The organism is Saezia sanguinis (genome assembly GCF_963921665.1).
In the GTDB taxonomy this organism is placed as follows: Bacteria; Pseudomonadota; Gammaproteobacteria; order Burkholderiales; family Burkholderiaceae_C; genus Saezia; species Saezia sanguinis.
This window is the reverse complement of the sequence record NZ_CAWUGC010000012.1, coordinates 172,582-186,714: the sequence shown is the minus strand read 5'-3', so window position 1 is coordinate 186,714 and position 14,133 is coordinate 172,582. Positions and strand designations below refer to the sequence as shown.

Sequence of the window (14,133 nt, the reverse complement as noted above, 5' to 3'; positions counted from 1 at the left end):
GCCTGGGAATTTTATTTTTTCAGCGCCTCAGGATTCAACACACCGGAAGTATCACCCTGAAAAAAACGCACCGCATTCTCAAAAGCGGTTTTGAAATAAAGCTCATACCCGGCTTTTTCCACATACCCCAGATGAGGCGTGCACAGCACATTGGGCATTTGCAACAACGGCGCATTTTTGTCATACACAGGCTCGCGCATAAAAACATCCAATGCCGCAAAACCCGGACGCCCCTGCCGTAACGCCTGCTCCAGCGCATCCGGCGCAACCAGCTCAGCCCGGCTGGTATTGACAAACAAGGCCGAAGATTTCATCAGCGACAAATCCGCCAGCGTGATATTGCCGGTATTTTCCGCAACCAGCCGCTGGTGCACCGTGATAATATCCGCCTCGGCAAAAAACGCCTCCCGGTTTTCCGCCACACGCAGCCCCAGGCTGCGCGCCTCCTGCTGCGCACGTGCAGTTCCCCAAATCAACGGCTTCATATCAAACGCCTGCGCAAAATGCGCCATGCGTTTGCCGATGTTTCCAAACCCCAAAATGCCTAAAGTTTGCCCAGCCAGCGCTTCACCGATATTCACCTGCCAAAGGCCTTGCTTCATCGCATTCACGGCGACAACCAGTTGACGGCGGGCCGCCATGATCAGCAGCCATGTCAACTCAGCCGGGGCCACCGCACTGCCAAAACCCTCAACAACGGCAACCCCCGCATCAGTGCAGGCCTGCAAATCAATATGACGCGCCACTTTACTGGTCTGGCTGATCAGCTTTAAGCGGGGTGTTTTTTGCAGAAAATGGCGATCAATTCGGGTGCGTTCACGGATCAGAATCAGCCCCTGTGCTTCAGACAAAAGCTCGTCTGCGGCCGGATCACGGGATAAGTCCCCCAAAGCACGGACAGTAAAGCCGCTGTGCGCATGCAGAAAATCAAGCCCGTCGGTTGCCTTTTGGTAGTCATCGGGAATCACCAGCAATGTCATATGGCACCTTTTCGTGAAACAGTTGGCTCTTAATATTGGCCCTGGGGCACATTCCGGGATGTATCGCCTCTCCCCAGTACCTGCGACAGCAAAAACAACTAACGGTCAAACAGGTCATCCAGCGCCTGATCCAGATCGGTAAACGTAAACCGGAAGCCGGCCTCTATCGCCCTTTTGGGAATCGCCCGCTGGCTGGATAGAATCATGGCGGTCAATTCTTCGCCAAACCTTTTTTGCAAGGCCCATACCGGTGTGGGCACCAATGCCGGGCGGTGCAGTGCTTTGCCCAGCTCTGAAGCGAACTGTTTACCAGTTACCGGATTGGGAGCACAAACATTGAACGAACCGGCGGTATTCCACGTGTTCAGGAAGAATTCAATCATCCGCACCGTATCCTGTATATGAATCCACGGCATCCATTGCTTGCCCGTTCCTAGCGGGCCGCCCAGGCCGACACGGAACAACGGCAGCAACCGTGCCAGAAAACCGCCTTCATCACTGAGCACCAGCCCGGTACGCAGACAAACCACCCTCACCTCGGACAATATCGCCTGAAAGGCCTCAACCTCCCATTGATGGCACATCTGGCTGGCAAAATCCCGTTGCGGCTCGCTGATGTAATCATCCAGTATCCGGTCACCGCAATCCCCGTAATAACCTACGGCAGAACCGGATATCAGCGTATGCGGCTGCTTGGAACGGCTGGCAATCCATCCCACCAGTTGGTGCGTAAAACTGACACGGCTTTTGGTGATCTCTTTTTTGCGTGCCTCGCTCCAGCTTTTGTCGGCAATCGGCGCCCCAGCCAGATTGATGACTGCATGAATGTGAATATCCTGCGCGTCCAGCTCTTTGACACTGCGCAGCCCAACCACCCCTTTGCCACACAGTTTTTCCACCTTTTCCGGCGTACGGCTCAGCACCCACAACTGGTGCTGGTCCTTTGTGTTTTTCTGTTTCTTCAATACCTTATTCTGTGCCAGCCAGTGCTCGCACAGCGCACGTCCGATCAACCCCGTACCGCCAGTCAACAAAATATTCATGCGTTACTCCACTCCTGCACGCTTGATTTTTTTCCTACGCTTCCTATCAGCTAGAAGCCCTGGACATGGATGATAAGTCATTCACAAAAATCGGCATATCAGCCCATAAGCCCCTGATACGGGAGTTTGCCACCGTCAGCCACTGCGGCTGATACAGCCACACATTCACCGCATCATCGGCCAGCATCTGTTGTGCCTGCGCCAGCAGCTGATTGCGCGCAGGCCCGTCAACCGTCTGCTGTATTTGGGTATACAGTGCGTTAAACGCATCTGACTGGTAGCCCCAGTAATAACCGGGCTTGGTGTAATTATCCAGGTCCAGCGGCTCCACATGCGAAATAATGGACAAGTCATAGTCGCGGTTGGTGTAAACACCTGAAAGCCACTGCGCCCACTCCACATTCTGAATCCGGGCCTGAATGCCCACCTGTGACAGCATCGCTGCAACAAGCTCTCCGCCCTGCCTGGCATAAGGAGCCGGCGGCAAAATCAGGCGCAAGGATAACGGCGTGGTCACGCCAGCCTGCGCCAGCAGTTGTTTTGCCGCAGCCACATCATAAGGCACCGTTGCGGTGGTATCAATATACCCCGGCATACCCGGCACATAGTGGCTGCCGATGGGAACGCCGTAACCGTCCGCAGCGGCTTCAATGATGGCCTTGCGGTCAATTGCCGCTGTGATTGCCCGCCGCACACGCGCATCATCCAGCGGTTTTTGGCGGTTATTGATCGCCAGAATGGTTTTAGCACGTGAATTGCTGACCAGAACCTGAAACCGTGCCGGCTGCTGCTTGAATGCGCTTAGGCTGCGTGCCACTGCGGCACGGGCAAATACATCCACATCGCCGGCCAGCAAGGCTGCCGCCTGCGCTGCCGCATCGCTGATAAATTGAAAAGTGGCACGCTCAATGGAAATCTGATTGGCCTGCCGGTAACCGGCCCATTTCCTGAGTGTCAGGCTAGCCCCTTTACGCCAGCTTTCCAGTTGGTAAGGCCCGGTGCCCACCGGCTGGGTACGGTTCTGGGCCACACTGCCGGCCTCCACCATAATGGCTGTGGCCATTCCCAGTTTGAACAGCAGGTCGGAATCTGCATTTTTAAGCTCCAGCCGTACCGTATGCGCATCTACGGGCACAATCTGCTGGATATTGGCAAATATTTGCCGGTCTTTATTGGTGCTGTCCTGGGCCCCGGCACGCTGCAGGGAAAACTGAACCGTTTTCGCATCAAAAGCCGCGCCATTATGAAATGTCACGCCAGGCCTGAGGCGGAACGTAAAAGCGCGCACATCGTCAGAAACCTCCCAGGACTCTGCCAGCAGTGGCGTCACGCTGCCATCCGGCTGGATTTTGGTCAGCGTTTCATACACGTTATACAGTGCAATTTCGGCAATGGATGAAGATGCACTGGCCGTCGGGTCGAGACCTGGCGGCTCCAGTGTGATACCCAGCCGCAGCCCTCTGGGGCTCTGTGCCTGTACCAGCGGAGAAATACCTGCTATTGCCAGTGCCCCCGTGGACAGCAACAGCGAACGGCGACGCAAACTCATGTGACATGTCTCCTCAGATGTTCCCGGGCATGAAAAAGCCGGGCCTGAATCATTCGTTTAACCGGTGCCATGATAAATGAGATCATACGTCCCTGGCACGCCCTGCGCAAATTCTGTACAGCGCTGCGAATTTAAAACACATTTTGAGGCATATCGCTATCCTTCTAACGCACCAATTCAGTGCATATGAGCGCAGTTGGTGCATTTCATGTTTCTTTTTCAAGCATTTGATCATTGTCATTTACAGTTTTACCACACTCAGTATTCTGATACCTGCAAACAAGCCCCATTCAACATGAAAGGCCTGCTTGCTGCATAGGTACTGTAATGTGATAAAACAGCAAATATTCCCATTTTGCGAGAAATTATTCTCATTGAATGGTATGAAAAATGCAGCGCTTCAAGCTATATTAACCACTTACAGATTATTTTGACCCTTTTTAAGTACGCCATCATGCCAACAACTCAACCCGAAGCACAAAACCACGCACCCGTCCCGGTCAGCAGCCATGAGCGCGTACTGATGGTGCTGATGGCACTGGCGCAGGCAGGCAAACCGATCAGTGCCGCCGATCTGATTAAAAAAACCGGATTGGCAAAAAGCACCCTGTATCGCCAGTTGTCCATCCTGAAACGCTGGGGTTTTGTTTTTGAATCCAATAACCTGTATGCGCCAGGCCCGGTCAGCCTGCAGTTGGCGCTGGGGTTTGACGAAGCATCCTTATTGACACAATATGCCAAGCAGGACATGCAGAAACTGGCTGACCAGTCACACGAAAGTGTGGCCATCAGCATTGTCATGCACCAGCAGGCTGTCTGTATTGAAATGATTGAGAGTTCCCACTCCTTGCGCTGCTCTTTTGAAAAAGGCCGCAGTGTGCCGTTGCGCGAAGGTGCTACAGCCAAGTGCCTGCTGGCACACCTGCCGGAGCCGCAGCAAGACATCATTTTGCAGGCAGATTTTCCCGATGCATCGCAGCAACTGGCCAGAAAGCAGTTGCTGCAAGATATTCGCACACAGGGTTATGCCTGCAGCGAAAGCGAAGTGGACCCCGGCGTATGGGGGGTGAGCGTTCCATTGTTTTCACGTAACCGTTACCTGCTGGGCACGCTGACGCTCATGGCCCCTTCCATACGGGCTACAGGCAAGGAAAACAGTTTTGTTCAAATGACGCTGATCACCGCAGCGCGTATTAATTATCAACTGCAAAATCGTTAGTGTAGGTGGTTGTTATTCACTGACTTTTTTCAAAAAGGAGACTCAATCATGTCAGTTACTCGTCGTCAGGTTATGGGTGGTATGCTTGCCATGGGGTTGTCCGGACTGGCTTTCAGCCAGGGGGGCACACAACCGATTAAGGCTGTAACCGATGCCACCTTCCCGCCCATGGAGTTCGTTGAAAACGGCCAGCGTACCGGTTTTGACATTGAACTGGTGGAAGCCATTGGCAAGGTTTTAGGCCGCCCCATCGAGTGGACCGATGTTGATTTTAAGGGGCTGATTCCCAGCCTGGTCTCCAAACGCGCGGATATTGCCGTATCGGCCATTTACATCACGCCTGAGCGCGCCGAAGTCATCGACTTCACCAAGCCCTATCTGGCAGGCGGTCTGGTTGCCATGGTGCGGGCCGACAATACCACCATCAAAACCCCGGCTGATCTGGCTGGCAAGCGTATCAGCGTACAGGTGGGCACCAAATCAGTACAGTGGCTGCGCGAACATATTCCAAGCGCCGAACTGATTGAAGTGGAAAAAAACCAGCAGATGTTCAACCTGGTTGACATCGGCCGCTCGGACGCTGCCGTTACCGGCAAACCCGCTGCATTCCAGTATGCGCGCACCCGTGGTGGCGTACGTATTCTGGAACAACAACTGACAACCGAAGAATACGGCATTGCCGTGCGCAAAGACCTGCCTGATTTGACCAAAGCGTTTGACGCCGCCATTGAGCAGTTGAAAGCCAACGGCGAATACAACGCGCTGGTTCAGAAGTGGTTCCCCACCACCATCATCTAAGCCTTTCTTTGCCGCCATTTTGTTGAATCCATCAGACTCCCATACGGGAGTCTGATTTCCGGACGTCTGTTATGAGTCTCGATCTGAATTTCGCACCTGTCCTCAAGGGATGGGAAGCGCTGCTCCACGGTACCCTGGTCACCATTGAAATCACTGCCTGTGCGCTTGTACTGGGGTGCATCATAGGCCTGCTCGTCGGCATTGGCCGACTCAATCCCAAACGCTATGTCGTCTACAGCCTGTGCACAACATACATCACGCTGATCCGCGGCACGCCGCTGCTGGTGCAGTTGTTCATCTGGTACTACGGCCTGCCACGGCTGGATATCATGCTGCCGGCATTTTTCTGCGGCGTTATCGGCCTGGGCCTGTATTCCGGCGCTTACATCTCCGAGATCGTGCGCGGCTCCATCCAGTCTGTTGACAGAGGCCAAATGGAAGCGGCACGTTCCATGGGCATGTCCTACACGCAAGCCATGCTCAAAATCATCCTGCCGCAAGCCGTTGTACGCATGATTCCACCATTGGGTAACGAATTCATTGCGCTGATCAAAAACTCGGCCCTGATCTCCCTGATCACCATTCACGATGTGATGCATGAAGGTGCCCGAATCATCAGCACCTCCTACCGCGATCTGGAAGTGTACCTGGGCATTGCACTGATCTATCTGATTCTGACCAGCATCACAACACTGGCCTTGCGAAAGCTCGAAACCAAATTACGCGCCGGAGGTATGGTGCAATGAAACATATCGACCTGAATACAACGCCGCCTATCGTCAAAATCCGCCAGCTGGGCAAACGCTTTGGCGATCATGTGGTGCTCAAAGGCATTGATTTTGATGTGCTCCCGACCCAGGTGGTCGTGGTCATCGGCCCCAGCGGCTCCGGGAAAAGCACCTTTCTGCGCTGCTGCAACGGACTGGAGCAGGCCGAAGAAGGCGATATCGAAATTTGCGGCAAGCGCATTGTCAAGCATGGCGTCATGCTGCCCGAAAGAGAACTCAATGAGCTGCGCAAAGATGTCGGCATGGTGTTCCAGTCGTTTAACCTGTTTCCGCATCTGAGTGTGCTGGGCAACATCTGCGTGGGCCCCCGCATGCTCAGGAACATGTCCAAAGAACAGGCACATGAACAGGCCATGTCGCTATTAGGCAAGGTCGGTTTGTCCAACAAGGCCCATGCCATGCCGGCCAGCCTGTCCGGCGGCCAAAAACAGCGTGTTGCCATTGCGCGTGCGCTGGCGATGAACCCGACTGTGATGCTGTTTGACGAACCCACATCGGCACTAGACCCAGAACTGGTCGGCGAGGTGCTGCAAGTCATGAAAGTGCTGGCACAGGACGGCATGACCATGATCGTGGTTACCCATGAAATGGGGTTTGCCCGTGAAGTGGCTGACGTAGTGGTGGTCATGGATGGCGGTGGCATTGTTGAAGCCGGCGCACCGGAGCAGATTTTCAGCAACCCGAAAGAACTGCGCACACAGACATTTCTGCAAGCAGTGATTTCCCGCTCATAACGCCAACCAGAAAAACAACGGATCATGCCTATTCACTTTTTTGACCTTGACCGGTGCATGCCGATGCCATGGAAAAATGGCGGCGGAACGACGCAGGAAATTGTATGCTGGCCGCTTGACGGCAGCATGAACCAGTTTGACTGGCGCATCAGTGTGGCCAATATCGACAAGGATGGCCCCTTCTCAGCCTACCCGGGACTGGACCGCACCATCATGCTGCTCAGCGGAAATGGTGTGCGCCTGCAGGCCCGTGACGGCAGTTTTGACCACTGCATGAAGCAGCCGTTTGAACCGTTCCGGTTTTCCGGCGATGTGGCACTGGACAGCACGCTCATTGATGGCGCCACGCAGGACTTTAATGTCATGACCATGCGGCATGGCTGGTCAGCACAGGTCCACATCATCCGCAATGCTTTCACCCTGCCCGCCAGTGAATACGGGCTGCTTTTGAATGCACAGGGCATATGGTCAATCACCCAAACAGCACGCGCATCCGAACTGACAACCCAGATTGCGCCCAAACATGGATTGTGGTGGGCAGAAGAAGCCATTCAGGTGCAAGCCACCCCGCAAACCGAGGAAGCGCTGCTGATTCACGTCCAGATACAAAAAAAAACCATCATGAACGCCATCATTCCCCCCCACGTCAATGCACACAAGGAGTACCCGTGCCAATGACTACACAGCTTTTTGCCCGGCATGCACTGCTGCCAACAGGATGGGCACCCAATGTTTTAGTTCAATGGGATAAAGCCGGACTTATCCGCCAGGTTCAAACCCATGTGGCACAGCCGCCCGGCCAGTCATCAGCCACAGAGCTGCTGGTGCCGGGTATGCCGAACCTGCACTCCCATGCATTCCAGCGGGCCAGCGCCGGGTTGACCGAATACCGCTACGCCGAGCAGGACAGCTTCTGGAGCTGGCGCAACCTGATGTACAGCTTTGCAGCACACATCACGCCAGAGCAACTGGAAGCCATTGCGACCTGGTTGTACGCCGAAATGCTGGAGGCCGGCTATACCTCCGTCTGCGAATTTCACTATGTACACCATCAGTCCGATGGTCAGCCCTATGCCGACAGTGCCACACTCAGCCAATGCCTGCTCAATGCCGCCAAACGTACCGGCATTGGCATGACATTGCTGCCGGTGCTGTACCAGACCGGCGGTTTTGGCGCGCTACCGCCCGGGGATGGCCAAAAGCGCTTTATCCACACCACTGACGCCATGCTGAAGCTGCTGGACAAGCTGTTGCCCCAATGCCAAGCACAAAATGCCAAGCTCGGCATTGCTCCGCACTCCTTGCGCGCCGTACCCCCGGAAAGCCTGAATGCCATCATCGAAGGCATGAACCAACTGGATGCCACCGCGCCGATTCATATCCACATTGCCGAGCAAACCAAAGAAGTTGATGACTGCATTGCCTGGTGCGGGCAAAGACCAGTCGAATGGCTGATGGACCATATGGCTGTCGATGCACGCTGGTGTCTGGTACATGCCACTCACATGAATGCCAGCGAATACCAGCAAGCAGCATCCAGTGGCGCCATCGCGGGCCTGTGCCCAACCACAGAAGCCAACCTGGGTGACGGTATTTTCGACCTGCCGCAATGGCTGCAACATCAGGGGCGCTGGGGTATCGGCAGTGACAGCCATGTCACCGTCAATGCCGCAGCCGAACTGCTTGCGCTGGAATACAGCCAGCGCCTGCAGCGGCGCCAGCGCAACGTGGCGGCAAGTACAGCCACCCCGTCGGTCGCCCAGAATACGTACCTGCAGGCCGTGCAAGGTGGTGCACAGGCCAGTGGCCGCCCGATCGCAGGGATTGCGGTCGGACAAAATGCTGATTTGGTCGAGTTGGACTGCCAGCATCGTGCACTGGCACAACTGACACCCGATCAGGCCCTTTCTGGCCATGTGTTTGGCAGTTCACGCACATCTGCCATCCGGCGCGTCTGGACGCAAGGCATATTGCGCGTTGATCAAAAGCACCTGCTGCATCAGCCAGCGCAGAAAGAATTCATACAGGCCCGCACGCAACTGCTGCGCCACATCCACGACTGAGTTGAACCATATGAATACGCCCACACCTTTCATTTTCCACCAGGGCACACAGCCGCTGCTGATTTCCATGCCACATGTCGGCACTTTTGTGCCACCGGAAATTGCCCGAAACATGACCCCGCAGGCACAACAGGTGCCCGATACCGACTGGCACATTGAGCGCCTGTACGCTTTTGCCAAAAACATGGGCGCCTCCATCATACAGGCCACCTATTCACGCTATGTTGCTGACTTGAACCGTCCGCCTGGAGATGAAAGCCTCTATCCGGGGCAGGCCACCACCAGTTTGTGCCCGGTGGAGACTTTTGAAGGCGGCTCCATTTACCAGCAAGATAAAGAACCCGATCAGGCAGAAATCGAACACCGCCGCATACATTACTGGCAGCCTTACCATGACCAGCTTGCCGCTGAACTGGCACGCATGCGCCAGCAGTTTCCTGCTGTTGTCTTGTGGGATGCACATTCCATCCGCTCGGTTTTACCACGCTTTTTTGAAGGCAAACTGCCGGACTTTAACATCGGCACCAACAGCAGCCAAAGCTGTGCAACCGAACTGCAAAGTCGCATTCAGCAGATTGCACAGCAGGCCACAGGCTACACCAGTGTGCTCAACGGTCGCTACAAAGGTGGTTATATTACCCGCCATTACGGCCAGCCGGCACAACAGGTACACGCGGTTCAGTTGGAAATGGCCCAGTGCATTTACATGGAAGAGCAATTGCCCTTTGCTTACCACAATGAAAAAGCCAGTCAGGTCCAGCCCCACCTGCGTGCCATGCTCGAAGCCGCGCTCGACTTTGCCCGCAACACCTGAAAAACCATTCCAACCGCTACAGCAGATGCTTCATACACTGAGAGTTAAAAAGCATGCTGCTGTGGCCTGCGGTTATACACTGCGCACGATGACACCGGCCTGCTGTCAGAACGGCCTTACTGTACTAACTGTATCTTCCCTATATATCACCCTGCCCATTTGGCGCATACAGTTTTTATAATAGCGGTGATTCTGTGGTAAAAACGCTTTGAAAAAAGACCTTATGCCTTGAATACACTGTTTTCACCAGACTGATTGCCGGTACGTATGTCTTCCATTGCAGAAAAACTAACCACCTTTCTTGGGGATGACCTTGTCACCCCGCAAGCAGATATTCCGCCACACTACCGTACCGACTGGAGTGAAATACCCGGCCAGCAGCCCGCTGCACTGGTACACCCCCGTTCAACCGCCGATGTGCAGAAAACCCTGCAATACTGCCACCAGCAGCGCATCACGGTAGTGGCCCAGGGTGGACGCACGGGTTTGGCCGGCAGCGCCACAGTGATTCGCCCTGACTGCATTGTGCTCTCCATGGAGAGAATGCATCACATTGAAGCACTGGATACCCAAGCAGATACCATGCTGGTACAGGCAGGCACAACATTGGAAGCCGTACAACAGGCCGCCGCTGCCCATGGCCTGCTGTTTGGTGTCGATCTGGGCGCGCGTGGCAGTTGTCAGATTGGCGGGGCGGTTGCCACCAACGCAGGCGGCAACGGTGTATTGCAACATGGCATGATGCGTGACCAAGTGCTCGGACTGGAGGTCGTACTGGCCGATGGCACGGTACTGCCCATGCTGCGCCCGATGATCAAAAACAATACCGGCTATGATCTGAAACATTTTTTCATTGGCTCCGAAGGCACACTGGGCATCATTACCCGGGTACTGCTGCGGCTGTTCCCGGCCCCCCAGGCCCGGCTTACCGCGCTGATTGCGCTGCCGGATTATGCCGCGGCACTGGCCCTGCTTTCTCAACTCAAACAACACTTCCCGGCAGGGGTGGCTGCATTCGAACTGATGTGGCAGGACTTCTGGCACTGGTCGCTTGCACACCAGCACCTGAAATCCCCTTTTGAAAAAGACCACCCATTCTATGCGCTGATTGATCTCAGTGGAAACAATACACAATCGCTTCAATCCGGTCTGGAACAACTGCTAGCCTCCGCATTTGAAAACGGGCTGATACAGGACGCCACCATTGCACAATCGCAAACACAGGCACAGGCTTTATGGAAAATTCGTGAGGCCACTGCCGAATTTTTTGCCGGCATGCACCCCCCGATCAACTTTGATGTCAGCGTGCCAATCACCCAGATTGGCGCTTTTGCAGATGCCTGCACCAAAGCGCTGGCAGCACGCTGGCCTGGGCATGTCACAGTCCGCTTCGGGCATGTGGGTGACAGCAACCTGCACCTGAGCACAGATGGCGCCCATATCGACGGCAGTGATAAAGAGGTGGAACAGTTAATTTACCAGACAGTTGCCGATTTCGGCGGCAGTGTCTCGGCAGAACACGGTATTGGCCTGCATAAAAAAGCCTATCTGGGCGCCAGCCGTACTGAACAGGAACTGGCAACCATGAAGCTGATCAAGCAGGCGCTCGACCCACTGCATATTCTGAATCCGGGTAAGATTTTCTGAAGCCCCACGCTAAAGCGTATTAACACGCCCCAGTAGCGCTGATCCTTGCGCTGAAACGATCACCCCTTCCTTTTGCAGTCTGGAGCGCAAGCGCAATACCGCTTTGTCTTTGCTGAGTAATACAGACTGATGCGCCAGCGCCAGATCAATGAACTTCTGGTCATCCGGGTCTTTACAGCGAAACCGGGTTTCAGGTGCCGGCGGCACAATCGCGGCATACCGGCTGAAAATATCACCCAGCTCCTGTATCTGCATCTGCTGTTGCCGGTTCTTCTGTGCAAGCCAGTCCTGCAATGTCGGGTACGTCAGCACACGGATAAACTCCTGCTGCATGGCCTGGGTGGCAATCCATTGCAGCCGGGCCTGCAACAGCCATTCGCGCAGGTGCAAAGTACCTTCATCCTCAAAGATAAAACAGTCCAGCAAAATGTTGGTGTCAATCACCACCGGCCGGTCTGTCAAGCAAAGCGTCTGTATCATTTCACACGGCATGTTGAATCGTTCATCTGCTATTCAAAAGTAATCGCACCCGGCCAGACCCAGATCAAAAGCGCCGCCATGATCAAAAACCGTGCGAATTTGCCAATGGCAATATAAGCCACACATCGCCAGAATGGCATATGCAGCCATCCGGCGATGATGCACAAAGGATCGCCAATCACCGGAAACCATGACAGCAGGCACGCCTTTGGGCCAAAACGCTTTAACAGCATCATACCCTTGCTGTAAGAATCTTCCTTTTTAATTTTCTGGTAAAAATTCTTGGCACCATACCCCATCCACCAGCCAACCACGCTGCCCAGTGTGTTCCCCAGCGTTGCAACCAGAATCGCCGGCCAGAATAACTCCGGGTTCAGTTTGATCAGGCCCAGCAAAGCAGGCGTCGGCGTCAACGGTACCAGTGTTGCTGCAATAAAACAGACCACGAATACAGTTGACAGCCCATATTCCGGTAATGACAAAGCATGCAGCAGGCTGAAAATCCACTCTTCCATGGGGTTGAATTGCACCATATTCTGAAATGAACTGCTTGCAGTCTGATATTTTCAAAGTTTTGCCCCTGATTGGCTAAAAAGCATAGAATAAAGGCCTTAATGAATCGTCACGCTTTTTCACAAAGCTTTGCCGCGCGCCCCACTTCTCTGATCAGTTTCGTACATGAACATTGGTTCCATCACGCTTGAGAACAATTTGTTTGTCGCGCCCATGGCTGGCGTAACGGACAGACCTTTTCGTACGCTGTGCAAAAAACTGGGCGCAGGATATGCAGTCAGTGAAATGGTCACCTCCAAACGTGAACTCTGGAACAGCCTGAAAACATCGCGCCGGGCTGACCATACCGGCGAAAGCGGCCCAATCGCCGTGCAGATCGCCGGAACCGACCCGGCCGAGATGGCTGACGCCGCACGCTATAACATGGACCGCGGCGCACAAATCATCGACATCAATATGGGCTGCCCGGCTAAAAAAGTCTGCCAGAAATGGGCCGGCTCGGCACTGATGCAGGACGAAAAACTGGCGCTGGAGATCATTGAGGCCGTTGTTGCAGCATGCGCCCCCCGCCATGTTCCCGTCACATTAAAAATGCGCACCGGCTGGTGCCAGCAAGTGCGCAATGCGCCGGTTATCGCGCTGGCAGCGCAAAACGCAGGTGTTGCCATGCTGACAGTGCACGGCCGCACACGCGAACAGGGTTACCATGGGCAGGCAGAGTACGACACCATCGCCCAGATCAAAGCAGCCGTCAGCATCCCGGTTGTGGCCAATGGCGACATTGACAGCCCGGCCAAAGCCAGATTTGTGCTGGAAAAAACAAAAGCCGATGCCTTGATGGTTGGCCGGGCCGCTCAGGGACGCCCGTGGGTTTTCCGTGAAATCAGCCATTTTCTGGAAACAGGGCATTTACTGCCAGCGCCTGCGACACTGGATATCTGCCAATGGATGACAGAACACCTGCATGAACACTATGCCTTATACGGTGAACATACGGGCGTCAGAAGTGCCCGCAAGCACATTGGCTGGCTGGTGCACAGACTTCCAGGCGGACAGGCGTTCCGCCAGACTTTAAACCCGCTGGAATCCACGCAAGCCCAGGTCAGTGCCTTACAAAGTTATCTGACCGGACTCGCACAAACTTATCCTTTATGGCCAGACAGTACTGCCCACAAGGCAACGGAACCATCCACCACGAGTTCCACAGGCCATGATTCAACCATGATTTCGAGGTTAGCCGCATGAGCAAAAAAGATATTGAAAAATGTGTGCGCGCAAGTGTTGAAGCCTACTTCAATGATTTACAGGGCGAAAAACCGCACTCCCTGCACGACATGTTCATCCACGCTGCAGAAAAACCGCTGCTGGAAGTCGTCATGCAGCATGCCGGGCAAAATCAGTCCCTGGCGGCACAGTGGTTAGGCATTAACCGCAACACCCTGCGCAAAAAACTCCTTGAGCACCAGTTAATCAATCCAACTTCTTTTTGAATGAGATCCACATTT

15 protein-coding genes are annotated in these 14,133 nt (G+C 54.4%); 10 read left to right on the top strand and 5 right to left on the bottom strand.

Going from position 1 to position 14,133, the window contains the following annotated elements:
* Positions 1–11: 11 nt before the first annotated feature.
* The 3 genes from AACY98_RS07655 to AACY98_RS07645 all read right to left on the bottom strand — a co-directional run bounded on the left by AACY98_RS07655 (position 12) and on the right by AACY98_RS07645 (position 3,572).
* Positions 12–980 (bottom strand): D-2-hydroxyacid dehydrogenase family protein, encoded by a 969-nt coding sequence (locus AACY98_RS07655; protein WP_339803611.1) that lies wholly within the window; start codon positions 978–980, stop codon positions 12–14.
* Positions 981–1,078: 98 nt separating this feature from the next.
* A complete protein-coding gene (locus AACY98_RS07650; protein ID WP_126977302.1) occupies positions 1,079–2,023 on the bottom strand; it encodes a TIGR01777 family oxidoreductase in 945 nt (314 codons plus the stop codon).
* Positions 2,024–2,069: 46 nt separating this feature from the next.
* On the bottom strand, positions 2,070–3,572 hold the full coding sequence (locus AACY98_RS07645; protein ID WP_339803606.1) for an ABC transporter substrate-binding protein: 1,503 nt from the start codon (positions 3,570–3,572) through the stop codon (positions 2,070–2,072).
* Positions 3,573–4,026: 454 nt separating this feature from the next.
* Between AACY98_RS07645 and AACY98_RS07640 the strand changes: the two genes are divergently transcribed.
* From AACY98_RS07640 to AACY98_RS07605, 8 genes are all read left to right on the top strand, one after another.
* On the top strand, positions 4,027–4,791 hold the full coding sequence (locus AACY98_RS07640; protein WP_126977299.1) for an IclR family transcriptional regulator: 765 nt from the start codon (positions 4,027–4,029) through the stop codon (positions 4,789–4,791).
* A 48-nt stretch (positions 4,792–4,839) separates the two neighbouring features.
* Positions 4,840–5,589, top strand: coding sequence for a transporter substrate-binding domain-containing protein (locus tag AACY98_RS07635; RefSeq protein WP_126977297.1), 750 nt, complete (start codon positions 4,840–4,842; stop codon positions 5,587–5,589).
* Between the two features lie 71 nt (positions 5,590–5,660).
* Entirely contained in the window at positions 5,661–6,335 is a 675-nt protein-coding gene (locus tag AACY98_RS07630; protein WP_126977295.1) for an amino acid ABC transporter permease, read from the top strand.
* Positions 6,332–7,111: an amino acid ABC transporter ATP-binding protein gene (locus tag AACY98_RS07625; protein ID WP_126977293.1), complete on the top strand. Its 780-nt coding sequence runs from the start codon at positions 6,332–6,334 to the stop codon at positions 7,109–7,111. The genes AACY98_RS07630 and AACY98_RS07625 overlap by 4 nt, the downstream gene beginning before the upstream one ends.
* A gap of 24 nt (positions 7,112–7,135) precedes the next feature.
* A complete protein-coding gene (locus AACY98_RS07620) occupies positions 7,136–7,789 on the top strand; it encodes a HutD/Ves family protein (protein ID WP_339803603.1) in 654 nt (217 codons plus the stop codon).
* Positions 7,786–9,174, top strand: coding sequence for a formimidoylglutamate deiminase (locus AACY98_RS07615; protein WP_339803601.1), 1,389 nt, complete (start codon positions 7,786–7,788; stop codon positions 9,172–9,174). The genes AACY98_RS07620 and AACY98_RS07615 overlap by 4 nt, the downstream gene beginning before the upstream one ends.
* Before the next feature lie 10 nt (positions 9,175–9,184).
* Positions 9,185–9,988: an N-formylglutamate deformylase gene (hutG, locus tag AACY98_RS07610; RefSeq protein ID WP_339803599.1), complete on the top strand. Its 804-nt coding sequence runs from the start codon at positions 9,185–9,187 to the stop codon at positions 9,986–9,988.
* Between the two features lie 267 nt (positions 9,989–10,255).
* Positions 10,256–11,635, top strand: a complete 1,380-nt coding sequence (locus tag AACY98_RS07605) for an FAD-binding oxidoreductase (protein WP_339803596.1) — start codon at positions 10,256–10,258, stop codon at positions 11,633–11,635.
* 9 nt (positions 11,636–11,644) lie between these two features.
* Here the strand turns inward: AACY98_RS07605 and AACY98_RS07600 are convergent, their stop codons facing one another.
* Together AACY98_RS07600 and AACY98_RS07595 are read right to left on the bottom strand one after the other, a co-directional pair.
* Complete coding sequence (locus AACY98_RS07600) at positions 11,645–12,115, bottom strand: putative toxin-antitoxin system toxin component, PIN family (RefSeq protein ID WP_339803593.1); 471 nt, start codon at positions 12,113–12,115, stop codon at positions 11,645–11,647.
* A gap of 29 nt (positions 12,116–12,144) precedes the next feature.
* The gene (locus tag AACY98_RS07595; RefSeq protein WP_126977281.1) at positions 12,145–12,630 is read right to left on the bottom strand and encodes a YqaA family protein; all 486 of its coding nucleotides are present in this window, start codon (positions 12,628–12,630) and stop codon (positions 12,145–12,147) included.
* A gap of 163 nt (positions 12,631–12,793) precedes the next feature.
* Here AACY98_RS07595 and dusB point away from each other — a divergent pair, with 163 nt between their 5' ends.
* Together dusB and AACY98_RS07585 are read left to right on the top strand one after the other, a co-directional pair.
* Entirely contained in the window at positions 12,794–13,873 is a 1,080-nt protein-coding gene (dusB, locus tag AACY98_RS07590; RefSeq protein ID WP_339803590.1) for a tRNA dihydrouridine synthase DusB, read from the top strand.
* The gene (locus AACY98_RS07585; RefSeq protein ID WP_126977277.1) at positions 13,870–14,118 is read left to right on the top strand and encodes a helix-turn-helix domain-containing protein; all 249 of its coding nucleotides are present in this window, start codon (positions 13,870–13,872) and stop codon (positions 14,116–14,118) included. Before dusB ends, AACY98_RS07585 begins: the two co-directional genes overlap by 4 nt.
* The last annotated feature ends 15 nt before the right edge of the window (positions 14,119–14,133 follow it).

Coding starts and splice junctions, on each gene's coding strand:
- AACY98_RS07655 (WP_339803611.1), bottom strand. CDS start 980: ATGACATTGCTGGTGATTCCCGATGACTACCAAAAGGCAACCGACGGG.
- AACY98_RS07650 (WP_126977302.1), bottom strand. CDS start 2,023: ATGAATATTTTGTTGACTGGCGGTACGGGGTTGATCGGACGTGCGCTG.
- AACY98_RS07645 (WP_339803606.1), bottom strand. CDS start 3,572: ATGAGTTTGCGTCGCCGTTCGCTGTTGCTGTCCACGGGGGCACTGGCA.
- AACY98_RS07640 (WP_126977299.1), top strand. CDS start 4,027: ATGCCAACAACTCAACCCGAAGCACAAAACCACGCACCCGTCCCGGTC.
- AACY98_RS07635 (WP_126977297.1), top strand. CDS start 4,840: ATGTCAGTTACTCGTCGTCAGGTTATGGGTGGTATGCTTGCCATGGGG.
- AACY98_RS07630 (WP_126977295.1), top strand. CDS start 5,661: ATGAGTCTCGATCTGAATTTCGCACCTGTCCTCAAGGGATGGGAAGCG.
- AACY98_RS07625 (WP_126977293.1), top strand. CDS start 6,332: ATGAAACATATCGACCTGAATACAACGCCGCCTATCGTCAAAATCCGC.
- AACY98_RS07620 (WP_339803603.1), top strand. CDS start 7,136: ATGCCTATTCACTTTTTTGACCTTGACCGGTGCATGCCGATGCCATGG.
- AACY98_RS07615 (WP_339803601.1), top strand. CDS start 7,786: ATGACTACACAGCTTTTTGCCCGGCATGCACTGCTGCCAACAGGATGG.
- hutG (WP_339803599.1), top strand. CDS start 9,185: ATGAATACGCCCACACCTTTCATTTTCCACCAGGGCACACAGCCGCTG.
- AACY98_RS07605 (WP_339803596.1), top strand. CDS start 10,256: ATGTCTTCCATTGCAGAAAAACTAACCACCTTTCTTGGGGATGACCTT.
- AACY98_RS07600 (WP_339803593.1), bottom strand. CDS start 12,115: ATGATACAGACGCTTTGCTTGACAGACCGGCCGGTGGTGATTGACACC.
- AACY98_RS07595 (WP_126977281.1), bottom strand. CDS start 12,630: ATGGAAGAGTGGATTTTCAGCCTGCTGCATGCTTTGTCATTACCGGAA.
- dusB (WP_339803590.1), top strand. CDS start 12,794: ATGAACATTGGTTCCATCACGCTTGAGAACAATTTGTTTGTCGCGCCC.
- AACY98_RS07585 (WP_126977277.1), top strand. CDS start 13,870: ATGAGCAAAAAAGATATTGAAAAATGTGTGCGCGCAAGTGTTGAAGCC.